At 73.4% G+C, this 25,683-nt stretch carries 19 protein-coding genes; 13 read left to right on the top strand and 6 right to left on the bottom strand.

Annotated elements, in window-relative coordinates; genetic code table 11:
- Window positions 1–81: 81 nt before the first annotated feature.
- A complete protein-coding gene (locus ACWEVP_RS02140) occupies window positions 82–1,623 on the bottom strand; it encodes an alpha/beta fold hydrolase (protein ID WP_452060785.1) in 1,542 nt (513 codons plus the stop codon).
- A gap of 310 nt (window positions 1,624–1,933) precedes the next feature.
- Window positions 1,934–3,067: a hypothetical protein gene (locus ACWEVP_RS02135; RefSeq protein ID WP_452060784.1), complete on the bottom strand. Its 1,134-nt coding sequence runs from the start codon at window positions 3,065–3,067 to the stop codon at window positions 1,934–1,936.
- A 247-nt stretch (window positions 3,068–3,314) separates the two neighbouring features.
- Between ACWEVP_RS02135 and ACWEVP_RS02130 the strand changes: the two genes are divergently transcribed.
- From ACWEVP_RS02130 to ACWEVP_RS02120, 3 genes are all read left to right on the top strand, one after another.
- Window positions 3,315–4,523, top strand: a complete 1,209-nt coding sequence (locus tag ACWEVP_RS02130) for an Ig-like domain-containing protein (RefSeq protein WP_452060783.1) — start codon at window positions 3,315–3,317, stop codon at window positions 4,521–4,523.
- A 21-nt stretch (window positions 4,524–4,544) separates the two neighbouring features.
- A complete protein-coding gene (locus ACWEVP_RS02125; RefSeq protein ID WP_452060782.1) occupies window positions 4,545–4,922 on the top strand; it encodes a MerR family transcriptional regulator in 378 nt (125 codons plus the stop codon).
- 106 nt (window positions 4,923–5,028) lie between these two features.
- On the top strand, window positions 5,029–5,955 hold the full coding sequence (locus ACWEVP_RS02120) for a quinone oxidoreductase family protein (protein ID WP_452060781.1): 927 nt from the start codon (window positions 5,029–5,031) through the stop codon (window positions 5,953–5,955).
- 24 nt (window positions 5,956–5,979) lie between these two features.
- On the opposite strand, the gene ACWEVP_RS02115 is transcribed toward ACWEVP_RS02120, so the two are convergent.
- Window positions 5,980–6,588: a TetR/AcrR family transcriptional regulator gene (locus tag ACWEVP_RS02115; protein ID WP_452060780.1), complete on the bottom strand. Its 609-nt coding sequence runs from the start codon at window positions 6,586–6,588 to the stop codon at window positions 5,980–5,982.
- Window positions 6,589–6,669: 81 nt separating this feature from the next.
- On the opposite strand from ACWEVP_RS02115, the gene ACWEVP_RS02110 reads away from it, so the two are divergent.
- From ACWEVP_RS02110 to ACWEVP_RS02080, 7 genes are all read left to right on the top strand, one after another.
- On the top strand, window positions 6,670–7,041 hold the full coding sequence (locus tag ACWEVP_RS02110; RefSeq protein WP_452060779.1) for a DUF1330 domain-containing protein: 372 nt from the start codon (window positions 6,670–6,672) through the stop codon (window positions 7,039–7,041).
- Entirely contained in the window at window positions 7,038–7,790 is a 753-nt protein-coding gene (locus tag ACWEVP_RS02105) for an alpha/beta fold hydrolase (RefSeq protein ID WP_452060778.1), read from the top strand. Before ACWEVP_RS02110 ends, ACWEVP_RS02105 begins: the two co-directional genes overlap by 4 nt.
- 29 nt (window positions 7,791–7,819) lie before the next feature.
- On the top strand, window positions 7,820–9,226 hold the full coding sequence (locus ACWEVP_RS02100) for an amidase (protein WP_452060777.1): 1,407 nt from the start codon (window positions 7,820–7,822) through the stop codon (window positions 9,224–9,226).
- Window positions 9,227–9,305: 79 nt separating this feature from the next.
- Window positions 9,306–11,462: a DUF6351 family protein gene (locus ACWEVP_RS02095; RefSeq protein ID WP_452060776.1), complete on the top strand. Its 2,157-nt coding sequence runs from the start codon at window positions 9,306–9,308 to the stop codon at window positions 11,460–11,462.
- Between the two features lie 141 nt (window positions 11,463–11,603).
- The gene (locus ACWEVP_RS02090) at window positions 11,604–14,990 is read left to right on the top strand and encodes a TM0106 family RecB-like putative nuclease (RefSeq protein WP_452060775.1); all 3,387 of its coding nucleotides are present in this window, start codon (window positions 11,604–11,606) and stop codon (window positions 14,988–14,990) included.
- 249 nt (window positions 14,991–15,239) lie between these two features.
- Window positions 15,240–16,568, top strand: a complete 1,329-nt coding sequence (locus ACWEVP_RS02085; protein ID WP_452060774.1) for a GH25 family lysozyme — start codon at window positions 15,240–15,242, stop codon at window positions 16,566–16,568.
- Between the two features lie 23 nt (window positions 16,569–16,591).
- Window positions 16,592–17,332, top strand: a complete 741-nt coding sequence (locus tag ACWEVP_RS02080; protein WP_452060773.1) for a D-Ala-D-Ala carboxypeptidase family metallohydrolase — start codon at window positions 16,592–16,594, stop codon at window positions 17,330–17,332.
- A 140-nt stretch (window positions 17,333–17,472) separates the two neighbouring features.
- Here the strand turns inward: ACWEVP_RS02080 and ACWEVP_RS02075 are convergent, their stop codons facing one another.
- Window positions 17,473–18,426, bottom strand: coding sequence for a helix-turn-helix domain-containing protein (locus ACWEVP_RS02075; RefSeq protein WP_452060772.1), 954 nt, complete (start codon window positions 18,424–18,426; stop codon window positions 17,473–17,475).
- A 276-nt stretch (window positions 18,427–18,702) separates the two neighbouring features.
- Here ACWEVP_RS02075 and ACWEVP_RS02070 point away from each other — a divergent pair, with 276 nt between their 5' ends.
- The 3 genes from ACWEVP_RS02070 (at window position 18,703) to ACWEVP_RS02060 (ending at window position 22,180) form a co-directional block, all read left to right on the top strand.
- On the top strand, window positions 18,703–20,097 hold the full coding sequence (locus ACWEVP_RS02070; protein WP_452060771.1) for a carboxypeptidase-like regulatory domain-containing protein: 1,395 nt from the start codon (window positions 18,703–18,705) through the stop codon (window positions 20,095–20,097).
- 110 nt (window positions 20,098–20,207) lie between these two features.
- Window positions 20,208–21,353, top strand: coding sequence for an acyl-CoA dehydrogenase family protein (locus ACWEVP_RS02065; protein ID WP_452060770.1), 1,146 nt, complete (start codon window positions 20,208–20,210; stop codon window positions 21,351–21,353).
- On the top strand, window positions 21,350–22,180 hold the full coding sequence (locus tag ACWEVP_RS02060; protein ID WP_452060769.1) for an FAS1-like dehydratase domain-containing protein: 831 nt from the start codon (window positions 21,350–21,352) through the stop codon (window positions 22,178–22,180). The genes ACWEVP_RS02065 and ACWEVP_RS02060 overlap by 4 nt, the downstream gene beginning before the upstream one ends.
- Here the strand turns inward: ACWEVP_RS02060 and ACWEVP_RS02055 are convergent.
- Both ACWEVP_RS02055 and ACWEVP_RS02050 read right to left on the bottom strand, forming a co-directional pair.
- Window positions 22,177–23,415 carry a prolyl oligopeptidase family serine peptidase gene (locus tag ACWEVP_RS02055; RefSeq protein WP_452060768.1) on the bottom strand — a complete coding sequence of 413 codons (1,239 nt, stop codon included), beginning with the start codon at window positions 23,413–23,415 and terminating at the stop codon, window positions 22,177–22,179. The two genes, ACWEVP_RS02060 and ACWEVP_RS02055, sit on opposite strands and share 4 nt — an antisense overlap.
- A gap of 27 nt (window positions 23,416–23,442) precedes the next feature.
- Window positions 23,443–25,665, bottom strand: a complete 2,223-nt coding sequence (locus tag ACWEVP_RS02050; RefSeq protein WP_452060767.1) for a molybdopterin-dependent oxidoreductase — start codon at window positions 25,663–25,665, stop codon at window positions 23,443–23,445.
- Between the last annotated feature and the right edge of the window lie 18 nt (window positions 25,666–25,683).

The raw sequence follows: 25,683 nt of genomic DNA, 5'->3' as shown, positions 1-25,683 counted from the left end.
AGCGATTCCCGCCCCCGCGGAAGCCGCGGTGGGCACCCCCGTGGCCGTGGCGGCCACCGGGGTGCCCTTCCGGACATCCGGTCAGTGCCGGGTGACGTCCGTGCAGTCGAGGTCCCCGTCCGGCAGCCGGCCGGTGTCGAGGAAGCTCGCGGTGGCGTTGTCGGCGCAGGCCGAACCCGCGTGGTAGACGTAGTGCCCGCCGTTGTCGACGCCGACGAAGGCGGCGCGGCCGCCCAGCACGCGGCGCAGCCCCGTGCCGGAGTCCCACGTGGTGGCGTGGTCGCGGCGGTTCTGCAGGATCAGCGTGTTGCGCGGACCGGTGCCGGTCACGGCGACCGGCTTTTCGGCAGGCCGCGGCCAGAACGCGCAGGGCCAGATGTTCGCCGGCATGCCCGCGGTCAGCGGCCAGGCCTTCCGGTCGGCGGCGGTGGCCGCCGCGTAGCCGGCGACGTCGTGGGACCACTCGGCGTCACCGCAGGTGAGGGCCAGGAACATGGTCGCCTGGTTGTCCGCGGGAACGCCGGGCGCGGACGGGGTTTCGGCGAAGGCCTGCTCGAGCACCCGGCCGTCGGCTTCGGTGAGGTGACCGTCGGCCAGGTCCGCGGCGGCCTTCCAGAGCTGGGTGAGCACCGGCAGGGTTTCGTTGTGCAGCAGCAGTGCGTAGGTGACGGCGCGCAGCATCGCCCCGGTCACCGCCTGAGGTGTTCCCGGGACCGGTGCCGGCCGTCGGTCGAGCCGGTCGGCGAGCGCGAGGTAGGTCCGGGTGACTTCGCCGGCGGTGGCGCCGAGCCCGAGGGCGGCGTTCTGCGCGGCGGCGACGGCGGCCGCGTCGGGGAACCGTTCGGCCATCCCCTTTCCCCAGCTTTGTGCTTCACCGGCCCAGACGTGCGTGGGATCGACGTTGCCTTCGAGGACGACGCGGTCGGCCCGGTCCGGGTAGAGCGCGTTGTAGACGGCGCCGAGGTAGGTACCGTAGGACTGGCCCCAGTAGGAGATCTTGGCTTCGCCGAGGGCTTCGCGGATGCGGTCGAGGTCGCGGGCGGTGTTGGCGGTGGTGAAGTGGCGCAGGTCGTCCCCGGCCTTGGCGGCGCACTGCCCGGCCGTGGCGCGGGCGGCTTGGACGTTCGCCTCGATCGAGCCGTCGGCGGCCGGGTAGGGGAAAAGGGTGGCGATGCTGACGTTTTCGAGGCCGCAGCTCTGCGGCGTGCTCGTCCCGACGCCGCGCGGGTCGAAGCCGATCAGGTCGTAGCCGTCCAGGACGGGCTTGGGCAGCGTCGGCGCCATCGCGCCGGGCGTGTCGAGCCCCGGCAGCGCGGGACCACCCGGGTTCAGCAGCAGGACGCCGTGGCGCTTCGCCGGGTCGGCGGCGCCCAAGCGGGAAACCACGACCTCGATCGACTTGCCGTCCGGCCGGCCGTAGTCGAGCGGGACCCGCACCTTCGCGCAGGTGAGCCGCGGATCCCGCGTCGTGCCCGGCGCCGCCGCCGGGCACGGCCCCCAGGCGAGGGCCGCGGGCGCCGCGGTGTCCTCGTCGTCCGCGCTGTCACAGGCGGCCACCCCGAGAACAGCCAGTGTGGTGACCGCCAGGGCCGCGCCGAACCGGCGCCCCCGTGTGTTGCTCATGCTCGCTCGCCCTCCGATTTCCGGCGGTGGCAAGCCCTTCCGGCCCGCCGCCCGCGGTGACGGCGCCGAAGTTATCCGGATCGGGGCGGCGGAAACGTCACCCCGGAGCGAGCAAGTGCGGTAGCTCCCGAGGGGGACAACGGGAAGTCGGCGGGCGGCATCGGCGGCCCCGGGGCAGTGGCCGGTGTCGAAGGGTCGGGTCGCCGGCGTCGCCGCGGCTCGTGGTGTCGTCCCGGCCGCGGCCACTTTGACGGGCGAAGGGGCCGCCTCCCGTGATCCGGGGAGACGGCCCCTGGCCGGGAACCGGAGCTCAGCCGCGCGCGGTGGCTACCGCGGTGGCCGGCCGGCCGGCGGGCGGCATCAGCTTCGGGTACTCCTTCTGGAACTTCTCGATCATCGTGGCGGTCGGGAGGATCCGGTTCGGGTTGCCCTGGCTCGTCGCCTGCTTCTCGCCCCAGGCGCCCGCGGCCTTGCGCTGGTCCGGGGTGCCGTGGCTGTGGTAGCAGTCGCCGATCGAGGCGTCCAGGTAGGTGACCTCCTGCTGGGTGCGGGCGTTCCACGCGTAGCCCTTGGCGTGGGCGACGAAGTAGCCGCCGTAGGCGTCGGGACCCATCTCGGAAGACTCGTTGCGCGGGTAGTTCTCGTGCGCGAAATCGACCTGGTGGCCGTACTCGTGGCCGACCACGGACTCCACCGAGACGTCGGCGAACCCGAGGACGTCGACCGTGTCGAGCAGGCCGTCGCCGAGAGCCACGCGCTTGCCGCCGAGGCTGTCGGCCGGCGCGGAGAACGCGTTGAGGGTGAGCAGCGGGTGGCGGCCGCCCTGCAGGGCCGGCACTTCGTAGAGCACCTTGGTGGCGAGCGCGGCGGCGTCCTTCACCTTCGCCGGCGCGAGGCCGAGGCTGAAGGTCTGCGCCATCTTCGCCTGGCTGCCGAGGTCGGTGCCCTTCCAGGCGACGAGCTGGATGTTCCAGCTTTCGATGTCCCAGAAGCCGCGCAGCCGGTCGATCGTGTCGGTGGCGCGCGGGGTGTACTGGCCGTCGGTGCCGAAGACCTGTGGGGTCTTGTCGGACGCGACGCCCTGCACGTAGAGCTGGCTGAGCCCCGAAAGCGCGGTGAACGCCTGGTTCTCCAGCGGGGTGAGCTGGGCCGCGAGCTTGTTGGCGTAGGTCAGCAGCGATCCCTCGGTGCAGCCGGGGATCGGGCCCTGGGCGGCCTGGCTCTGCCGGCCGATCCGCGGGATCGGCGAGTCGACGAGCCGGTCGACGCCGCGCAGGGCGTTGGCGGGCAGGCCGTCGTAGAGGTCGGAGACGTACTGGTACAGCTGCGCGACGTCCTGCTCGACGGTGGTCGGCGCGGCCGCGTTCGCGGGAACGGCCGTGGCGAGCACGAGTGCCGCCGCGGTGCCTGCCGCCGCGAGTGTTCTGCCGAGGATTGTGGTCAAGGCGGTCCCCTCTTCGGTTTCGTTTCAAGATCACGAAGCACCGCCACAGTAGGGCGGTGATCGGCAACGGAACCGGCGCCGGGACGAGAACCCCGGAATGGTCCACGTCGTTCGGAGGGTTTTCGCCCCGCGGGCATCGGCCGAAAGTACTAGGTGTGACCGCGTCGAATCATCTGTCACGCCATTCCCGGAAACTGCGGATCGCCGCACAACTTCGGGCCGGGTGGGACGTCTGAGGGTCGTGAGAGTGATCCGTATCGCCGGGCTCGGTTTGGCAGCCCTGCTGCTGGCTGCCTGTAGTGGACCGACCGAGACCGTGGGGGTCGCGCAGGCGGCCGGAGCCGCCGGCGCGACCGGGACGGCGCCCGGGCCCGGGGTGCCGGCCGCGACCGTGGCGTTCGAGGGCGGGGACCAGCTGAGCCCGAAGGACCCGATCGTCGTCCGGGCCGGGGGTGGCACGCTGCAGGCGGTCACCGTCACGAACCCGCAGACCGGCAACGCCGTCAAGGGCGCCCTCTCGGCGGACAAGACGACGTGGACCAGCGACGACCACCTCCGGTACGGGGCCACCTACCAGGTGGTCGCCACCGCGGTGAACCCGGCGGGCGCGGCGACGGAGCAGCGCGGTGAGGTGCACACGCTCAAGCCGGCCGGGGTCGCCACGCCCGCGCTCTTCCAGCCCTCGTCCGGTGATTTCGGCGTCGGGCTGGTCATCGGCTTGAAGTTCGACCACGACATCGCCGACAAGGCCGCGGTGGAGAAGTCCTTCAAGGTGACGTCCTCGCCCGCCCAGGACGGTGGCTGGTACTGGGTGGGCAAGCGCGAAGTGCACTACCGGCCCCAGGACTACTGGAAGGCCGGCTCGACCGTGAAGCTCGAGACCACGACCTTCGGGATGCCGATCGGCGGCGGCCTGTACGGCGGCCAGGACGTTTCGGCCACCTACCGGGTGCACGATTCCTGGATCGCCAAGGCGGACGGCAAGACGCACCAGATCAAGGCGTTCCACAACGGACAGCTGGTGAAGACCGCACCGATCAGCATGGGCAAGACCGCCGACACCCCGCCGCGCGGCCCGACGCCGACCTTCAACGGCACGCACACCGTGCTGGGGAAGGAAGAGCACAAGATCATGGACTCCTGCAGCTACGGCGTGTGCGAGGGCGACCCCGGCTACTACAGCGCGCCGGAGAACTGGAACGTCCGGATCTCCGGCGACGGCGAATACCTGCACGAGAACCTGAAGACGGTCGGCGTGCAGGGCCGGGACAACGTGTCCAACGGCTGCCTCAACATGAACACCGAGAACGCCAAGTGGTTCTTCGACACGTTCAACGTCGGCGACGTCGTGGAGGTCACCAACTCGGGCGGCCCGCAGCTGTCGATCGACAACGGCCACGGCGACTGGGCGATCAGCTGGAGCGCGTGGCGGGCGGGCAGCGCGCTGCGGGGCTGAGCCCGGCGTAGCCTGACCGGTATGCGGATCGGTGAGCTGGCCAAACGCACCGGCGTGAGTTCACGCTCGCTGCGGTACTACGAAGCGCAGGGCTTGCTGACCAGCGAGCGCTCCGAAGCCGGCCAGCGGCACTATTCCGACGCCGAGGTCGAGCGCGTGTCGCTCATCCGGCAGCTGTTCGACGCGGGGATGTCCAGCCGGGTGATCGCGGCCGTGCTGCCGTGCGTCGAAACCCCGGCCGACCCGGACGTCGTCGAGTCGGCGTTCGCCACGATGGCGCGCGAGCGCGATCGGATCGACGCCGACATCGACCGGCTGCTGGCGGCCCGGAACGCGCTCGACGCGGTGATGGCGGCCAACCGGCGGCACCAGGCGGAGCTGGTGGGCCGGCCGGCTTGACGTTGTGACCCGTGCCTCAGCCGGTTGCCCCTGACACCGGTGTGAACGGTGAGGATGGCCGCAGAGCCCGGGAACCCACCGGGCCGGTCACCGGGAGGCAGCGGAAATGGGACAGGCATGGGGTTTCGGCCGGCACGGCGGCCCCGAGGTGCAGGAGTTCTTCGACCGCCCCGATCCCGCCCCCGAGGCCGGCGAGGTGCTGGTCCGGGTCGGCGTCGCCGGGGTCAACCCCCTCGACCACCTCGTGCGCGCGGGTCTGGTGCCCGGGCTCGACGGCGGGCGGCCGTTCCCCCGCGTGCTCGGCATGGAGGCCGCGGGGACCGTGCTGGCGCTGGGGGAGGGTGTCGACGGGCTCGCCGTCGGCGACGCGGTCTTCGGCTTCGCGCTCACCGGCGGCGGCACCTACGCCGAGACGACGGTGCTCTCGGCACCGAACACCGCCCGCGTCCCGGCGGGCCTGTCCGCCACCGCGGCGGCGACGCTGCCGGTCGCGGGGACGACCGCGGTGGACGCGCTCGACCAGCTCGGCCTCCCGGCCGGGGCCACGATCCTGGTCAACGGGGTCGGTGGCGGGGTCGGCCTGGCGGTGGCCCGGCTGGCCGCGGCGCGCGAGCTGCGGGTGATCGGCACCGGCAGTGCCGCCAAACGCGAGCACGCCGAAGCCGCCGGGGTGCGGTTCCTCGACTACACGGCCGAGGACGTCGTCGCCGTGGCCCGCGACCTGGTTCCCGGCGGCTTCGACGGGATCGTCGACCTGGTCGGCGGCGCCTCCCTGCGGGCGGTCGCCCCGTTGGCGCGCGAGCCGCACACGGTGATCGCCGTGGGCGATCAGTCGGTGCCCGAGCTCGGCGGCCGGTTCGTCGAGCGGCGCCTCGACCGCGAGAACCTGGAGCGCGCCGCCCGGCTCGCGCTGGACGGCGTCCTCGCCCCGGTGATCACCGCCGTCCACCCGTTGCCCGATGCGCCGGCCGCCCTCGCCACCGTCGAGAACGGTCATCCCGCCGGCAAGGTCGTCATCAAGGTGAGCTCGTGATCCTTGGCCTTGGGCGATTGCCGGCTACGGGGCCTCGCGCGCGAGAGCGCGGCGCCAGTAGCCGGTGACGCTCTCGCGCAGCCGCCCGGTGTCGACGGACTGCGGGTCGAGCAGCCGTTGCAGCGCGATCCCGCGGAGCTGGCCGACCACGGCGACGGCGACTTCGGCCGGGCTGACGCCGGGGTCGACGGTGCCGTCGGCGATGCCCGCCTCGACGTCTTCGCGCAGGTCGGCGCGGAAGGCCGCGTCGCGCTCGCGGAAGATCGCGGCCAGCTCCGGCTGGGTGGCCGCGTCCGCCCACAGCAGCAGGAAAGCGCGGTTGAACACGCCGATCCGGCCGAGTTCGCCGAGGTAGCCGTCGATCAGGCGCAGCAGGCGGTCGAGGCCGGGCGGGAGGTCGCCGAGGCCCGGGACGAACCCCGCCTGGGTGGCGCGCGCGAGCCGTTCGACCAGTGCCTGCTTGGCGCCGAAGTGGTGGGTGACGATGCCGCGGCTGTAGCCGGCGCGCTCCCCGACCCGGGCGAGCGTCAGGGAGCGCACGCCCTGTTCGACGACCAGCTCGGCGGCGGCGGTCAGCAACGCCGTTTCGGCCTGGTCTCGACGTTCTCGCTGGGTGCGGCGCGGGGTCGGCATGACGGGAGTCTAGCAAAGTAACTTGCGTGTCGACCAACAAGTAAGTGTACGGTGGAGGGACACCGAACGAGGAGCCACCCGATGATCGAAATCGAAGACCGCGAACTCGACGCCCTGCTCGCCGACGACCCTGGCGGCCCGGTCGTGATGCTGAACCTGCTGCGGTTCCGGCCGGACGGCGGCCGCGAGAGCTACCAGCGCTACGCGGAAGCCCTCGGCCGGGCGGTCAACGCCCGCTACGGCCTGACCGTGGAGTACCTGGGCGACGGCGGACGTGCGCTGGTCGCCGAGGACGGGCAGGCCTGGGACATGGTGGTCCTCGTCCGCTACCCGGACCGGCGGGCGTTCGCCGCCATGATCCGCGACCCCGAGTACCAGGCCGTCTCGCACCTGCGCAGCGACGCGCTGGTGGAGTCCGTCCTGCAGCCCACCACCCCGGTCGCGCTCCGATGACCGCGGTCTTCGTCCACGGCAACCCCGAGACGGCGGCGGTGTGGGAGCCGCTGCTGGCCGAGCTGGCCGCCGTCCGGTCCGACGTGGTCTGCCTGTCCCCGCCCGGCTTCGGCGCGCCGCTGCCCGCCGGGTTCGGCGCCACCCACGCGGACTACCGGGACTGGCTCGTCTCGGAGCTGACAGCCTTCGGCGAGCCGGTGGACCTCGTGGGGCACGACCTGGGCGGCGGGCACGTGGTGAACGTGGTGCTGAGCCGGCCGGACCTGGTCCGCAGCTGGGTCAGCGACGCGCTCGGCAGCTACGACCCCGGGTACGAGTGGCACGAGCTGGCCCGCCGGTGGCAGACGCCGGGCGTCGGCGAGGCCGACGTCGCGGCGCGGTTCGGAGGCACGGCGGCGCAGCGCACGGCGGTGCTCGTGGAGCGGGGGATGGGCGCTCGGGTGGCCGGGCGCGTCGCGGCGGGCCAGGGCGAGGAGATGGGCCGCGCGGTGCTCACCCTGTACCGGTCGGCCGCCGAGGCGGGTGCCCCCGGTCTCGGGCTCGCGCTCGAGCGCGCGGCGGCGCGGCCGGGGCTGGCGATCCTCGCCACCGCGGACCACGTGGCCGGCACCGCGGAGCAGCGCCGCCGGGCGGCCGCCCGCGCGGGCGCCCGGGTGGCGGTCCTCGACGGCCTCGGCCACTGGTGGATGACCGAGGACCCGGCTCGCGGCGCCGCCGTGCTCGCCGGATTCTGGGCGACGATCGGCTGAGTGCCGCGGGGAGCGCTAGCGTGGTCCCGGTGGCCCGGAACGAGATCCACTACCTCGACGCGACCGCGCTGGCGGAGCTGGTCCGCACCCGGCAGGTGTCCTCGGTCGAGGTGGTCCGAGCGCACCTGGACCGCATCGACGCGGTGAACCCGGACGTCAACGCGATGGTGACGGTGGCGGCCGAGCAGGCGATCGCCGGCGCCCGCGTCGCGGACGAAGCGGTGGCGGCCGGGGACGGACTGGGCGTGTTCCACGGAGTCCCGTTCACCGTCAAGGATTCGCTGGACGTGGCCGGGGTGGCGGCGACGCGGGGCTCGGCCCTGTTCCGGGACCGCGTCGCCGCGGCGGACGCGACCGCCGTGGCCCGGTTGCGGGCCGCCGGGGCGATTCCGCTGGCCAAGACCAGCCTGCCGGAGTTCTCCTACTGGACCGAGACAGCCAACCTCCTCGTGGGCACGACCGCCAACCCGTGGGCTCCCGGCCGGACTCCCGGCGGCTCGAGCGGCGGCGAGTCGGCCGCGATCGCCGCCGGGATGTCCCCGCTGGGCCTGGGCAGCGACGTCGCCATCTCCGTGCGCGGGCCCGCCCACGACACCGGCATCGCCGCGCTGAAGGCGACCCGGGGCCGGATCCCGGTCACCGGGCACTGGCCCGAGGTCCCCCGGCGCTACTGGCACGTCGGGCCGATGGCCCGCAGCGTCCGCGACCTCGCGGCCGCGTTCGGTGTCCTTTGTGGACCCGACGGCGTGGACGGGTACGTCCGCCACGTGCCGCCGCCCGCGGCCCCGCCCGCCGGGCCGGCCGGGCTGCGGGTGGGCTGGGCGGCCGAACCGGTGTTCGGCCCGGTCGACCGCGAGGTGGCGGCCACCGTGACCGCGGCGGCGGACGCGGTGCGGGAACTGGGGTGCGTGGTCGAGCCGGCGCCCCTGGAAGCGCTGGCCGCGATCGACGCGACCCTGCTGAGCGCGGTGCTGTTCACGGCCGAGGTCGTGCCGTTCTTCCGCGAGGTCGCCGCCGGCCGCGAAACCGAGCTGCACCCGGTGCTCCAGCGGACGCTCGCGGCCGCGGACGTCGGGTTCGCCGACTACCTCGACGCGCAACGGCAGGTCGAAGCGCTTTCTTCGCTGTTCGCCGGGTACTTCGAGCGCTTCGACGTCCTGCTCTGCCCGGTCTGCCCCGTCCCCGCGCCACCGCACGCCCGCTCGAAGTTCGAGGTCGGAACGGCGACGGTGCCGGCCCGCGGCATCATGCGCGCGACCGTCCCGTTCAACCTGACCGGCTTGCCGGCCTTGTCGCTGCCGTTCGGGGCCGGCGCGAGCGGCCTGCCGATCGGCGTCCAGCTCGTCTCCCGCTGGTACGACGAAGCGACGATCCTCCGCCTGGGTGCGGCGGCGGAGGCGATCAGCCCGGTGCGCGGCCGCCACCCGTTCCGTTGACCGGGTCCGGGCAGCGTTGCTATACCGGCAGCTGCCCGGTGTCGCGACGACGCGACGCCCCGAACGAGCGGAGTGCCCGGTGGCGAACCGTACGTTGCGCGCGGCCGTCGTGGTGGTGGCTCTGACCACGCCGGTCCTCCTGGGGACCGCGACCGCGACCGCCGCCGGCACACCACCCGCGCGGCGGCTGACCGTCGAGACCGTGTCGAACCCGCGGCCGGCGCTCGTCAGCGGGGGACAGGTCCTGGTCAAGGTCGTCCCGCCGGCGAGAACGCCGGCCGGCCGGGTGACCGTCAGCGCCAACGGCCGTGACGTGACCCCCGCGTTCCGCGCCCAGCCGGACGGCAGCCTGCTCGGCCTGGTGACCGGCCTGCGCGACGGTGCCAACGACGTGAGCGCCCGGACGCGCGGGCCCGGTCCGGACCAGCGGGCGAACCTGCGCGTCACCAACCACCCGGGCACCGGGCCCGTCTTCTCCGGCGCGCGGCAGCTCCCGTTCTACTGCGAGACCCAGGCGTTCGGCCTGCCCGCGGCGCAGCAGCCGCTCTGCAGCGCGCCGACGCAGGTGAGCTACCAGTACCGGACCACCGCCGGGACGTTCGCGCCGCTGGCGGACCCGGCGACCCGGCCCGCGGACCTCGCGACGGCCACGGTCGGCGGGCGCGCGGTGCCGTACGTGGTCCGCGTCGAGCGCGGCACGATCGACCGCGCCGTCTACGAGATGGCGGCGCTCTACGACGGCACGCCGTCGCCCGTCGCGCCGGACGCCGGCTGGAACGGGAAGCTGGTCTACACCTTCGGTGGCGGCTGCAACGCGGGCTACCACCAGGGCACCTCGACCGGCGGGGTGGTCAACGACCTGTTCCTGGCCCGGGGTTACGCGGTCGCGTCCTCGAGCCTGAACGTGCTCGACACCAACTGCAGCCCGATCATCTCGGCCGAGGCGGCGATGATGGTCAAGGAGCACTTCGTCGAGACCTACGGCCCGGTCACCCACACCATCGGCTGGGGCGGCTCGGGCGGGGCGATCCAGCAGTACGACATCGCGGAGAACTACCCCGGCATCGTCGACGGCATCATCCCCGGCGTCTCGTTCCCGGACCCGCTGAGCACGGGCGGCCCGGTGTCGGACTGCCGGTTGCTGGAGCGGTACTTCGCCGGGCCGGGCGCGTCGTTCACCGCGGCGCAGAAGCAGGCCGTCGCGGGCTTCGGCAGCTACGACACCTGCGTCTCGTGGGACAAGACCTTCGCCAGCCGCGCCACCGCGACCGGCAGCTGCAACGCGGCCATCCCGGTCGCCGTGCGGTGGGACCCGGTCACCAACCCGGGCGGGGTGAAGTGCAACTCCAACGAGCAGCTGGTCAACCAGCTCGGGCGGGATCCCCGCACCGGGTTCGTGCGCAGCCCGCTGGACACCACCGGCGTGCAGTACGGCTTGGCCGCGCTGAAGGCCGGGACGATCACCGCGGCCCAGTTCGCCGACCTCAACGCCGCCATCGGCGGCCTGGACCACACCGGAACGCCCGTGCCGCAACGGATCGCGGCGGATCCGAAGGCGCTCGAGACGGTGTACGCCGACGACATCGTGAACTCCGCGTCGCAGGGGTTGCGGGAGACGCCGATCATCGACCAGCGGACCGACCTCGACTTCGCCGGGTTCGGCAACGACATCCACACCACCGAGTGGTCCTACGTGATGCGGCAACGGCTGCTGCGGGCCAACGGCACCGCGGCCAACCAGGTCATCATCGAAAACCACCCCACCGCGGCCGAAGCGGCGGCCGCCGGCGCCTACGAGCTCGACGCGATGGACCGCTGGCTGACCGCGATCGAGGCCGACGGCTCGCCCCGCAGCCATCGGCAGAAGGTGCCGGCGAACCGCCCCGCCGACCTCGGCGACGGGTGCTACCTCTCCGCGACGTCCCGGATCACCGAGGAGCTGACGTACCCGGCGAGCGGCCAGTGCGGCGCGCAGTACCCGGTGGCGGCCAACACCCGGATGGTCGCCGGGGAGGGCCTGGCCCTCGACGTGCTGAAGTGCCGGCTGAAGCCGCTGGACTTCCGCGACTACCCGGTCACGTTCACGGCGGCCGACCGGAAGCGCCTGCGCGAGGCGTTCCCCGACGGCGTGTGCGACTACAGCCGCCCCGGCATCGGGCAGCGCGTCCCGATCGGGACGTGGCTGAGCTACGGCGACGAACGGACCGGCACCACCCCGCCGACGAAGCCGCGGTGACGGGCGCCGGTCACCCGGGTGACCGGCGCCGCCGCTGACTGTGCCGCCCGGGGGCCGGTGGCGCACAGGCGTTCCGCGCGTTCGGCGTGTCCGGCCCCGGCTGCTCCGACCGGGCGTACGGCCGTGTCAGACTGCCTGGCGATGCACACCCCCGCCGATCTCGCCGACCTGCTCGAATGCGAACACCGCAGTGTCCTGGACCAGGCGTCGGCCGCCGGTCTGCCGGGTGCCCCGCGGCCCGTTCCCGACCCCGCCGCCGGGCGGCGCGGGCGTGCCGCCGCGCGGGCGATGCTCGCCCGCCTGCGCGGGGAAGGCCACGACGTCTTCGAGATCGACACCACCGACCGCGTCGCCGCCGCCGAGACCACCGCGGCGGCCCTGTGGTCGGGTGCGGCGGTGATCCACCAGGCCGTCCTCCACGACGACGGCTTCTCCGGCGTGGCGGACTTCCTGATCCAGGACGGCGAAGGCCGCTACGAGGTCCACGACGCCGAACCGGCCCGGCAGGCGAAGCCCGCCGCGGTGGTCCGGCTGGTCGCGTTCGCCGACGCGTTGCGCCGGGCCGGGTGGCCGACCGGCCCGCGGGTGCACCTGCGCCTGGGCGACGGCGCCACCCGGAGCCTGCGGGCCGAGGACTTCCGGCCCCTGGTGGACCGGCTGCGAGCCCGGCTGCGCGGCCGCGCGCCGGTGCTGCCGTCGCCGTTGTGGGCCGACGAACGCCCGGCGTGCGCCGGCTGCGGGTACGCCCGCCACTGCGCGTCGGGCCGCGAAGCCGACCGCGACCTGCTGCTCGTGGCCGGGATGCGCGGCGACCAGCGCCGCAAGCTGGCCACCGCCGGGCTGGGCTCGATCGACGCGCTGGCCGCGGCGACGCCGGCCGACCGGCCGCGGGACCTGTCCGCCACCGCGTTCACCACTCTGCGCGCGCAGGCCGCCCTCCAGGTGCGGCAGGACGCCACCGGCGAGGTCAGCTACGAGGTCGTCGACCCCGAGGCACTGGCCGCGCTGCCGACGCCCGCACCGGGCGACGTCTTCACCGATCTCGCGGGCGATCCGCACGCGCTGGCGGGCGAAGGGCTGGAGTTCCTCTTCGGCGCGCTCACCCCGGATGGCAAGCAGCGGTTCACCCCGTTCTGGGCCCACAGCCGCGCCCAGGAGAAACGCGCCTTCGAGGAGTTCGTGGACTTCGCCGCCACGCGGGTCGCCGAGCACCCCGGCTCGCACGTCTACCACTACGGGCCGTACGAGGTCACCGCGATCAAGCGGCTCGCCGCGGTGCACGGGACGCGCGAGGAGACGGTCGACCAGCTGCTGCGCGGGGGCGCGCTGGTGGACCTGCACACGGTGGTGCGCAAGGCGTTGCGGGTCTCGCAGCGGTCGTACTCGATCCGGCACCTCGAGCCGCTCTACCGGCCCGGCACCCGCGAGGGGGACGTCAAGACCGCGCTGTCGGACGTCGAGGCGTACGAGGAGTACCTGCTGCTGGCCCGGTCCGCCGAGCCGGGCCGCGCGGAGGAGGTGCTGCGCGGCATCGCCGGGGACAGCGAAGAGGACTGCGTCTCGGCGCTGCGGTTGTTCGAGTTCCTCCACCAGGTCCGGGCCGACGGCGGGATCGAGCCCGCGGCCCCGGCGGAAGAGTCGCCCGAGGACGCGCTGCTGCGGCAGGCCGAGGAGGACGTCGCCGCCGAGCGGCGGGCCGAACGCGCCGCGCGGCTGGCCGCGCTCGTCGACCCGCTGCTCGACGGGCTGCCGGACGACCCGGGCGAGTTCACCGGCGACGAGCGGGCCAGGGCGCTGCTCGCGGCCGCCGTCGGCTACCACCGCCGCGAGACCAACCCCGCGTGGTGGGAGTACTTCCGCCAGCTGGCCGCCCCGCTCGGCGACCTCGAGGTCGACACCTCCTGCACCGTGCCGGTGTCCCTCGAAGCGGGGGAGTGGGTCCCGCCCGCCGGGCGCGTCCGCACCGCGAAACGGACCCTGGTCCTGGCGTGCGACCCGGACCGGCCGCACCCGTTCGCGCCGGGCGACGAAGTCCGGCTGCGCTACGACGGGAGCACCCGCGACGCCAAGGTCGCCTCGGCGTCGGCGGTGGAGCTCACACTGGAGGAGAGCTGCCCGCCCGACGCCACCACCGCCGAGAGGCCGTCGGCGGTGCTGCCCGGCAGCCCGGTGCGGCCTTCGCCCAAGGACGAGGCGGTCGCCGACCTCGCGCGGCTGGTCGTCGACGCCCTCCCGGTGCTGCCGCGCCACCCCGGCGTCGACCTGCTCCGCCGGACCCCGCCGCGGCTGCGCGGCGGCGCTTTGCCCGAGCCGGGCCCGGATCTGGTCGCCACCGTGATCGAGGCGGTCGAGGCCCTCGACGGCTCGACGCTGGCGGTGCAGGGACCGCCGGGTGCGGGCAAGACGTTCCTGGCCGGGAAGCTGATCGCCCGGCTGGTGCGGGCCGGGCGCACGGTCGCGGTCACCTCGACCAGCCACAAGGCCGTGGAGAACGTGCTGAGCGCGGCGAAGAAGAGCGCGCCGGAGCTGCCGTGCGCCAAGCGCGCGAAGCGGACCCCGGACCCGGCCGCGCCGTGGGAGCAGCCGAAGAGCAACCCGGCGCTGGTGAAGTGGCGGGCGGAGCACGACACCGGGCACCTGGTCGGCGGCACGGCGTGGACGTTCGCCAACGCCGCGATCCGGGAGGAGCCCTTCGACCTGCTGATCATCGACGAGGCCGGCCAGTTCGCGCTGGCCGACGCGCTGGCCGTGTCGATGTGCGCCAAGAACCTGCTGCTGCTGGGCGACCCGCAGCAGCTGCCGCAGGTGGTGCAGGGGACGCACCCGGCGGGCGCGGAGGCGTCGGCGCTGGGCCACCTGATCGGCGAGGCCGACATCATGCCCGCGGAGCTGGGTTACTTCCTCGACGAGACGCGGCGCATGCACCCCGCGGTGTGCGAGCCGGTGTCGAAGCTGTCCTACGCCGGGCGCCTGCGCGCCCACCCGTCGGCCGCCGAGCGCGCCCTCGCGGACATCCCCGCCGGGCTGTACGTGGCCGAGGTCGACCACCACGGCAACACGACCCGTTCGGTGGAGGAAGCCGCGGCGGTCGTCGGCATCGTGACGTCGCTGATCGGTCGCACGTGGACCGACCACGGCCCGGGCCGCCCGCTGGCCGACACCGACATCGTCGTCGTGGCCCCGTACAACCTCCAGGCGAGGACGGTGACGCGGGCGCTGGCGGACGCCGGTTTCCCGGGCGTGCGGGTGGGCACGGTCGACCGCTTCCAGGGCCAGGAAGCGCCGGTGGTGATCACGACGATGACGTCGTCGTCGGCGGTCGACCTGCCCCGCGGCTTGGACTTCCTGCTGTCCCGCAACCGCTTGAACGTCGCGCTGTCCCGGGCGCAGGTGCTGGCTGTCCTGGTGTGCTCGGCGAAGCTGGTGGAGGCGGACATCCGCACGGTGGACCAGCTGCGGCTGGTGGCGGGCATGATCGGCTTGCTGGGCGAAGCCCGGCCCTGGCCGGAGGTCACAGCCAAGCCTTGACCGGCGCCCCGGGGGCGGTCGGGTCCGCGCGGGAAGGCGCGCGGTGCGACGAAGCCACTGGGCTGCCCGCCTGCTCCGCAGCTTCCGTGGGCGAGACCGGACATACCGCGTACCACCCGGTGCCCCGCCGTCCCAGCGGCGTCCCAGGGGGCCGGCGTTCCCGCTGGTCCGGCCGGTGGGACTGTCCCGGCGTCCCGTCTTGAGCCCGGACCGGCCCCCGGCGGGGCGAGTGCTGCCAGCCTCCTCGCCATGCAGAGACTCGCTCTGGCCGTCGCGGTGCTGCTGGTGGTCCCCGCCACCGCCGTCACCGTCGCCACCGCCGTCGCGGCCGACCCCGTCGCGGTGTGCGGGCACACCGGCTCCCAGCCCACTTTGGCCCAAGGCGCCACCGGCGTCGCCGTCGCCGAAGCCCAATGCGAACTCAACCTCGCGACCAAAGCCAGCCGGTACTCGCCCATCGGCGCGGACGGCTCCTTCGGCCCGGCGACCGACGCCCGCGTGCGCGTGTTCCAGAAGTGCGCCGCCCTGAGCGTCGACGGCCAGATCGGGCCCAACACGTGGGCCGCGCTGAACTCGTGGGCCGCGCGGCCGCGCAAGTGCGCCACCCAGGGCACCGCCGGCACCGCGCAGAGCGTCGTGTGCGGCCACTCCACCGCGCGCCCCACCCTGCAGAGCGGCTCGACCGGCACCGACGTCAAGGAACTCCAGTGCCGGCTGAACCTCGCCATGGAACCGGGCCACTACCCGCCGCTGACGATCGACGGCCAGTTCGGGGACGGCACCCGCACCCGGGTGATCCAGTTCCAGCACTGCGTCAACGCCAGTGCCGACGGGGTCGCCGGGCCCACCACCTGGGCGAAGGTCACCGACTGGTCCAGCCGCAACACCTACTGCGTGCCGCCGAAGCCCGCCGGGCACCCGATCGACGGCGTCGACACCGCGAAGTACCAGCACCCCGGCGGCGCGCCGATCAACTGGGGCGCGGTCAAGGCGTCCGGCGTCGAGTTCGCGACCGTCAAGGCCACGCGCGGCCTCAACGTCACCGACGACTACCTGGCCACGGACCTGCCGGCCGCGCGCAACGCCGGACTTGCCGTGGGGCCGTACCACTTCTACACGGGCACGGCCGCGAACACCGGCGGCGCGCAGGCCGACCGGTTCATCGCCGCCGTGAAGGCCACCGGGTACACCGGCAAGCGCGCCGGTGACCTGCCGCCCGTGTTCGACCTGGAGTGGAAGGACGACGGCTCCGGCGGCTGCCCGCCCTACGTCACCGTCGCCGACGCCAAGGCGTGGCTGGACAAGGTGCAGACGGCGTTCGGCCGGACCCCGATCATCTACACCCAGAAGTCGTTCCTGGACGCGTGCCTGGGCGGCACCACGGCGTTCGCCTCCTACCCGATGCAGCTCGCGGACTACCGGCAGTCCGTCACGCAGCCGGCGCTGCCCGCCGGGTCGGCGACCTGGCTGATGTGGCAGTACACCGACGCGGCCATCCCCGACGGCATCCCCGCGCCGGCCACCGGCGACGTCTTCAACGGCACCCAGGCCGATCTCGACCAGCTCGCCAACCGCTGAATCCCCGCTAGGAAAGGACGAGAATGACCCCCTCCATGAGCCGCCGCACGGTGCTGCGCGGCGCGGTGGTGCTCGGCGCGGCCGCGGCGGTCAGCCCGTTGCTGCTGACCGGCACCGCCCAGGCGTACCCGTGGTCGCGCACCCTCACCGAGGGCAGCACGGGCGCCGACGTCACCGAACTCCAGATCCGCGTCGCGGGCTGGGCGGCCGACTCGCCCAGCCACAGCCGGGTTTCGATCGACGGCGAATTCGGGCCCGGCACCGCGGCGGCGGTCCGCAGATTCCAAGCGGCGTACGGCCTCGGCGTCGACGCCCAGGTCGGCCCGGCCACCCAGGCCGCGCTCAACGCGCTGGAGCAGAGCGACGGGTCCACCGCGCACTTCAACTTCAGCGAGTTCACCGACCGGGAGAGCGGCACCTTCAACGGCGGCAAGGTCAGCGCGGCCACCGCCAAGGAGAACGCGCGCCGCTGCATGTACAAGCTGGAGGCGCTGCGCAAGAAGCTCGGGAACAAGCCGATCACGGTGAACTCCGGGTTCCGCAGCATCGCGCACAACGCCGAGATCGGCGGCGCCAGCGACAGCATGCACCTCTACGGCACCGCGGCCGACCTGAACGTGCCGGGCGTGGCCAACAAGACCGTCTACCAGAAGGCCGAGACCAGCGGGTTCTCCGGCCTGGAGACCTACAACACCGACCACCAGCACGTCGACAGCCGGGCCGACCTCGGCCGCGCGTGGTGGTGGGAGAACGGGACGGTCTGAGCCGGCGACTGGGGGTCTGACGCCGGAGACCCCGCACCCCCGGGGGTTTCCGGCGTCAGCTTGCCGCGAAGCCCGCGCCGTCCGGGCCCGCTCCCGGGGCCGCCCCTCGCGGAGGGCGCGGGCTTCGCCCTTGCCGGTGCTCAGTGCGGTTGCGGGTGCTGCAAGGCCGCCGAACAGGACGGCCAGTCGTGGAAGTCGCGGCGCGCGCTCCACAGGCGGTGCGCCGCGTCGATGTTCCAGACCGGGTCGAACGCCTGCCGCGGCGTGCCGCCCAGGTCCAGCAGGCGGGCGTCGGAAATCTGGAAGATCCCCCAGTTGCGGCTGCCGTTGGTGTTCGGCAGCACCCACAGCGGGTCGAGGAACGAGGCGCAGCGCGCGATCGCGACGGCGGCGTCCGGCGCTTCGGTGAACACGGCCCGGATCCGCTGCTCCACCATGGCCGGCGACCAGCCCGCCAGGCTGGTCCGGTGGTCGTAGAGGGCGTTCTTGGTGGCGTCGTCGACCACCCCGCGGGCGGGCAGGCCGGCCAGCACCTGGAACGCGGTGACCCGGCGCAGCGTCTCCGGGCCGAACGACCCGTCGACCGACAGCCGGCCCTGGGCCGAAACCAGCAGGTTCTGCACCTCGGTCACGCATTCGTCGTGCTGACCCATGCTCACCGGCGGCTGGCAGCCGGGGGAGAACAGCACGCGGTCGGCGTACCGGCCGGGCGGCGCTCCGGAGCCGTCGGCGGTGACCCAGAACAGGCCGCCGGCCAGCAGCACGACGGCCGCGATGGCGACCGGGACGTACCAGCGCCGCCGGGGCCGGGGCGATGGGTCCTCGACGCGCTCGGCCGGCACCTCCTCGACCCGGCCGGCGTCGGCGAGGGCCCACAGCTGGTGCAGTTCGCGCAGCTCCTCGGCGGACGCGCCGCAGACCTTGGCGAACGAGTGGACGACGCGGTAGTCGGCGGGGACGCTCTTGCCGGAGCAGTACCGGTGCAGGCTGGACCCGCTGGCCCCGGCCAGCCTGCCGAGCCGTTCGTAGCCCTGGCCGCTGCGGTCCTTCAACATGCGCAGGTAGGCGGCGAATTTGTCCGTGTGCACTGTCACGGTGACGGGAACACCTCGCTCGGGCCAGCGGATGACGGACGGAAGTTAACACCGTCCCGCAGCTTGCCGGGCGGAAACTGGCGGATTGCTCCACTTGGCCGACGTACCACGCCCTGTTCGCGGCGGTGGGGGATCGGCGGCACCCGGACCTTCGAGCCCCCGAAACGCACAAGTCCCGGCAAAGGTTGCCGTACCGGTTCCGCGGAACGTTCCGGTCTCCCCGCACACCGGAGCCGGTCCTAGATTCCCCCTACAACCCAAAGGGGGAAGAAAACCATGCCCACAGGCAGATTCACGCGGCCGGCGTCGGTGCTGGCCGCGGCACTCCTCGTCACCGGACTGGCGGCCGCGCCCGCGTACGCCGACTCCGGGCCGAACCTCAAGGTCAGCGTCGTCGCTCAGCAGGGCCACTGGCTCCTCGGCGAGTACGTCGGGCTCGACGTGACCGTGAGCAACATCGGGGACTCCGTCGTGTTCGGCGCCTTCGGCACCGCCTACTCGGAGTCCGGCACGGACTTCTGGGTCGACCAGCACCAATGGGGCGACCTCGACGACAGCGGCGGCGGCGCCACCATCGCGCAGGGGGAGACCCGGACCCTCCACCTCACCGGGCAGCTCGGCTCGACGTACTACGGCGACTCCGTCGTCCACGTCGAGGTGTACGGCGCGGGCGACACCGACTACGGCGACAACGTCCAGCGGGTCACCGTGCCGCTCGCGACCGGAACCGAACGGGTCGCGGGCGTCCTGTACGGCGACACCGACGGGGACGGCAAGCCGTCGCCGGGGGAAGCGCTCGCCGGGGCCCGCGTGCGCTTCTTCGGCGTCGGCACGACGCTCGAGATGTACACGACCACCGACGCGACCGGCCACTTCGCCTACGACGGCCTCCCGCTGACCCGGACCGCCTACCTGAGCTTCGACCAGGTGCCCGGCGGCTGGGTCGCCCCGGCCCTGCCGGACCTGCGGCTGGACGGCCGGGGCGCCTACACGGCGCTGGAGGTCGCGGCCACCCGCCCGTTGTCCGACGTGCTGCACGAAACCCTCACGCTGGACAAGACGAGCTACGCCGCCGGCGACACCGGCAAGGCGACGCTCACGCTCACCAACTCCGGCACCAAGCCGCTGACCGGCCTGTTCCTGAGCTGCGACGCGGGCGGCTTCGGCTCCGAGCTGACCGTGACCGACGACCAGTGGGGCGCGTTCGGCGCGCAGCGCCGCGAAGGCACGCTGGCCGCGGGGCAGCGGGTCGTGCTGACGGCGACGGGCAAGGTGCCCGACAAGGCGGCCTACACCGGCGTCACCGGCCTCGACTGCACCGCCTCCGACGGCCACACCGGTGGTCAACCGCACGTCTCCGTCACCGCCAAGGTGCCCGGCAAGGTGGGCGACTCCCACGGCCGGGTCTGGCTCGACAAGGACGGCGACAACGCACTGGACGCCGACGAGGGCATGGCGTACCGGAACCTGGTGCTGCTCGAGAACGGCACCATCCGCGCGTACGCCCGGACCGACGCCAACGGCTACGCGACCTTCAAGAGCGTGCCGGTCGGCAACTACGAGCTGCGGGTCCTCGGCCCGTGGAAGGCGGCCCCGGACAACGGCGAACTGAACGTCTCCGCGCCGCCGTACGGCGGCGGTGACTGGCAGATGCAGTTCGTCGCGAGCTGACCGAGGGGGTGGTCCGGGCGGTGACGAGCCGTCCGGGCCACCGCCGCGCGGCGGTGGCCCGGGTTCGGTGGGAAGCTCGGAGCGCGACCCCGCTGCCGAGGAGTAAGCCCATGGACGACGTCGAACAGGCCATCGTGGACACCGTCCGCGACTTCGTCGACCGCGACGTCCGGCCGGTCGTGCGCGAGCTCGAACACGCCGACACCTACCCCGAAAAGCTCATCGAGCGGATGAAGCGGCTCGGAGTCTACGGACTGGCCATCCCCGGGCCCTACGGCGAGCTGCGGGTGTCCACCGAGTGCTACGCGCTGGTCACCGAGGAACTCGCGCGCGGCTGGATGAGCCTCGCCGGGGCCATGGGCGGCCACACCGTCGTGGCGAAACTGATCCTCGCTTTCGGTACCGAGGAACAGAAGCAGCGGTACCTGCCGCGGATGGCGACCGGCGAGCTGCGCGCGACGATGGCGCTGACCGAGCCCGGCGGCGGTTCCGACCTGCAGGCCCTGCGCACCACCGCGCGCAAGGACGGCGGCGGGTACGTCGTCGACGGCACCAAGACGTGGATCAGCAACGCCCGCCGGTCGGGCCTGGTCGCGTTGCTGTGCAAGACCGATCCGGAAGCCCGGCCCGCGCACAAGGGCATCAGCATCCTGCTGGTGGAGAAGGTACCCGGGTTCACCGTCTCGAAGGACCTGCCCAAGCTCGGCTACAAGGGCGTCGAGAGCTGCGAGATCACCTTCGACGACTGCCGCGTGCCGGCGGACGCGCTGCTCGGCGGGACCGAGGGCGAGGGGTTCGCGCAGATGATGCGGGGGCTGGAGATCGGCCGCATCCAGGTCGCCGCCCGCGCCACCGGCGTCGCGCGGGCCGCGTTCGACGACGCCCTGAAGTACGCACAGGACCGCGAATCGTTCGGCAAGCCGATCTGGCGGCACCAGTCGGTGGGCAACCACCTCGCGACGATGGCCACCAAGCTGACCGCCGCCCGTCAGCTGCTGCTGCACGCCGCGCGCCGCTACGACGCGGGTGAGCGCGCCGACCTGGAAGCCGGGATGGCGAAGCTGTTCTGCTCGGAGACGGCGATGGAGGTCGCGCTCACCGCGATCCGTGTCCACGGCGGCTACGGGTATTCCACCGAGTTCGACGTCGAGCGGTACTTCCGGGACGCGCCGCTGATGATCGTCGGCGAGGGGACCAACGAGATCCAGCAGAACGTCATCGTGGGGCAGCTCGTCGCGCGCGGAGGCCTGCGGTGAACCTGTCGGACGCGATCGCCGGCTGGCAACCCGACGCCGTCGAGACGTCCGAGGTGATCGGCGCCTGGCCGGCCGAGGCGTTCTCGGCGCTGCTCGACCAGCCCGCGCCGGCTGGGCCGCTGCCTCCGTTGTGGCACTGGTTCCACTTCCTCGAGCCGACCCCGCAGGCCGCGCTCGGCGAGGACGGCCACCCGGCGGAAGGGCGCTTCCTGCCGCCGATTCCGGACCGCCGCCGGATGATCGCCGGTGGCCGGCTGGACGTCCGGTCGCCGATCCGCATCGGCGACCGGATCGACCGCCGCAGCGAACTGGCCGGGGTCGCCGTGAAGGAAGGGCGCAGCGGGCAAATGGCGTTCGTGACCGTCCGCCACGAATTCCGGCGCGGCGGCGAGCTCCTCCTCACCGAACACCAGGACGTCGTCTACCGGTCCCAGCCCGCCGGCCGGCGGCGGCGGCTCGCCGAGCCGGAACCGGCCGCCGAGCCGCCGCACGAATGGAAGATCACCACGCCGACCGGACCGCAGCTGCTGTTCCGGTTCAGCGCGCTGACCTACAACACCCACCGCATCCACTACGACCGGCCGTACGCGACCGGGGTCGAGGGCTACCCCGGACTGGTCGTGCACGGTCCGCTGCTCGCCTTGCTGCTGCTGGAAATCCCCCGCCGGCACGGCGACCGCCCGGTGCGGTCGTTCGCCTACCGCCTGTCCAGCCCGGTGTTCGCCGGCGCGACGGTGCTGACCCACGGGCGCCGCGAGGGCGGCGGGCTCGCCCTGTCCGGCATGGTCGCGGGCGGCGCCACGGCGATCACCGGCACCGCGACCTAGGTGCGCTTGCGCGCCATCCACTGCCAGACGTGCGTGCCTCGGGCGCTGGGATCGTTGCGCGCCACGTAGATCCACGACCAGTGGCCCGGGAACTGGTGGCCGTTCCGGACGACGTGGTCGTAGAGCGTCAACGTCGAACGGGGAATCAAGTCGTGCGCGTGGACGGAGTTCGCCTGCGGGTCCACGGTGTCGTCGTCGCGGGAGGCGACCAGCCAGGTGGGCGTGCGGATCGCGGTCAGCTCGCTGTCGGGGATCAGCGGCGGGTCGCCCTCCTTCCGGCCCGCGACCACACCGCAGATCGGCACCGACGCGGCGAACGTGCCCGGGTAGACCGTGGTCATCTTCAGGCTCATGTACCCGCCGTTGCTGCAGCCGACGACGTACACGCGCGCGGGATCGACGGCCCGGGTGCGGAGCAGGTCGCGGACGATCTCCTGGACGAGCGGGGCGAAGCGGGGGCCGTCGTCCATCCAGGCGGCCGTGCACTGCGGGGCCACCACGTAGGCGCCGCCGAAGATCGCCTGCGCCTCCGGGGTCGCGAAGCCCAGTGCGCCGCGGTTGGCGCGCAACGTCGTTTCGTTGTCGTAGTAGCCGTCGGGCAGGGAAGCGCCTTCTCCGCCGCCGTGCAGCCAGACGATCAGGGGACGGCGGCCGCGTGCCGGCGCGGGGGAGTACAGCCGGTACTTCATGCCGGAGCGCGAGGCGTGGTAGGTGAAGGCGTCGACTTCGGGGTTGGCCGACCGGCCCTGGGCGAACCGGGTGAAGGTGACCGGGCGGCCGTGCCGCCGCAGCGGCGCGTTCTGCGTGATGGTGTAAACCAGGTCGAGCCGGACGTTGCGGCTCTTGCCGGTGATGTAGCCGAGTGTGCCGCCACCGGTCAGGCCTTCGCCGTGGCTCAGCTCGAGCACGACGTTCCCGCGGTGGTCGAGCCGGGCGGCGGTGACGGGCCGGTCGAGGTCGTAGCCGATGTCCTGGCCGCCGGTGTCGATCGGGCTGGTGGCCTTCGCGTGCACGGCGAACGTGGTGGTGGTCAGGCTCGCCGGGTCGATCGGCCCGGTCCGGGCGGTGCCGAGGGTGAGCGAGGTGATCTGTTCGCCGCCGTCGAGGGTTTCGGCGCCGAGGGTGAACCCCACGCCGCCGTCGGGAGCGGCGTGGGCGGTACCCGGCAGCGCGAGGCCGGCGGTGACACCCGCACCGGCGACCAGAACGCTGCGGCGGCTGAACGCGGTGACCATGCGAACTCCTTTGTCCGGCAGGCCAGTCTAGCGCCGGAAAGCGGTTTCCGGGTGCAGCGCCCGCACTCGCGGGGCCGGTCCGTCGAAGCGTTCGACGTCGACCGCCGCGTGCTGGCCCGCGCAGCCCTGCGACAGCCGGGACGACGGGATGTCCGCGGTCAGCACGTTCGGGTTGCCGTGCGCGCACAGGGGGCCGCCGGGGTGGTCCTCGACCGGGTCGAACCACGCGCCGGTCGCGAGCTGGACGACGCCGGGCCGGAGGGCCTCGTCCAGGACGGCGCCCGCCAGGCACGCGCCGCGGGCGTTGAACACCCGGACCACGTCGCCGGGCGAGATCCCGCGGGCCGCCGCGTCGGCCGGGTTGAGCCGGATCGGCTCGCGGCCGGCGACCTTGCCCGCCTGGCTGACGTCGCCGGCGTCGAGCTGGCTGTGCAGCCGGGTGCGCGGCTGGTTCGCGATCAGCCACAGCGGCCCGGACTCGCTGGGTGGCAGCCAGACCGGGTGGCCGGGGCAGTCCGGGTAGCCGAACCCGGCGACGGTCGCCGACGTGATTTCGATGCGGCCGCTCGGGGTCTTCAACGGGTGCGCGTCCGGGTCCGCGCGGAAGTCCGCGAACAGCGTGTGGTGTTCGCGGCCGGGCGGGAGCCGCAGTTCGCCGTCGGCCCAGAACTCTTCGAAGGCCGGGGTGGAGCGCCGGCTGTGGTAGAGGTGTTCCAGCCACTGGCGGGCCGTGCGGCCTTCGGTGAACGCTTCGGCAACCCCGAGCCGTGATGCCAGTGCCGCGAAGATCGCGTAGTCGTCGCGGGCTTCGCCGGCGGGCTCGGCGATCCGGTGCATCGCGATCAGGTGGGTGTCCCGGCGGCCCGAGCCGAGATCCTCGCGTTCCAGCGCGGTCGTCGCGGGCAGCACGATGTCGGCGTGCCGGGCGGTGGCCGTCCAGTGCGGTTCGTGGACGACGATCGTGTCCGGGCGGGTGAACGCGCGGCGGAGGCGGTTGAGGTCCTGGTGGTGGTGGAACGGGTTCCCGCCGGCCCAGTAGACCAGCCGGGTGCCGGGGTAGCGGCGGACTTCGCCGTCGTAGTCGTAGGTCGCGCCGGGGTGCAGCAGCAGGTCGGCGATCCGCGCCACCGGGATGAACTCGCCGACCGGGTTGACGCCCTGGGGCAAGGAGGGGATGCGCTCTTCGGGGCCGGTGTCGCCGACGTCGCCCATCGAGCCGTAGCCGTGCCCGAACCCGCCGCCGGGCAACCCGATCTGCCCCAGCATCGCGGCCAGCGCGATGCCCGCCCACACCGGCTGCTCGCCGTGCTCGGTGCGCTGCAACGACCACGTGACCGTGATCAGCGTCCGGTGCGCGGCCATCTCCCGGGCGAGCGCGACGATGTCGGCGGCCGGGATGCCGGTGATCGCGGCGGCCCAGGCCGGGTCCTTGTCGAGCAGGGAGCGCTCGAACTCCGGGTAGCCGACGCAGTAGCGGTCCAGGAACTCCTTGTCGTGCAGGCCTTCGACGACGAGGGTGTGGGCCAGGGCGAGCATCAGCGCGGTGTCGGTGGCGGGCCGGACCGGGTACCACCTTGCGTCCACTGTGGACGGCAGGTCGTCGCGCAGCGGGCTGATGAGTGCGACGCGGGCCCGCAGCCGCGCGAGGTGCCCCGGTGTTCCGTGGACGGTGACTCCGCCGGGCGTGACGAAGACGTTCTTCTCCGGCACTCCGCCGAAGGCGACGATCAGCTCGGTGTGCTCGGCGATCGTCGGCCAGGTCGACGCCTGGCGCAGCACCGCGTGCGTGTCGCCGACGACGTGCGGCAGCAGCACCGACGACGTCCCGTTGCTGTAGGTGTTGCGTGCCGCGGTGAAGCCGCCGATGGTGTTCAGGAACCGGTGCAGCTGGCTTTGCGCGTGGTGGAAGCGCCCGGCGCTCGCCCAGCCGTAGGAGCCGCCGAAGATCGCCTGGTTGCCGTGCTCGGTGCGGACCCGGTCGAGTTCGGCGGCCAGCCGGTCGAGGACGTCGTCCCAGGGCACCTCGACGAACTCGTCGCGGCCGCGGCGGTCGTCCGGACCGGGGCCGTGCTCGAGCCAGCCGCGCCGGACCGCCGGGCGGGCCACCCGGCTCGGGTGGTCCAGCGCGGCGGCCAGGTTGCCCAGCAGCGGCGACGGCGCCGGGTCGGCCGGGTGCGGCTCGACGCGCAGCCGGCCGTCGGCGTCGACCTCGGCGGAAAAGGCGCCCCAGTGCGATGTGGTCGGCTTCATGCCCCGACGGTAACCGCG

This window comes from Amycolatopsis sp. NPDC003865 (assembly GCF_053605345.1).
The sequence above is the reverse complement of the archived record's forward strand: the minus strand, read 5'-3'. Positions and strand labels throughout refer to the sequence as shown.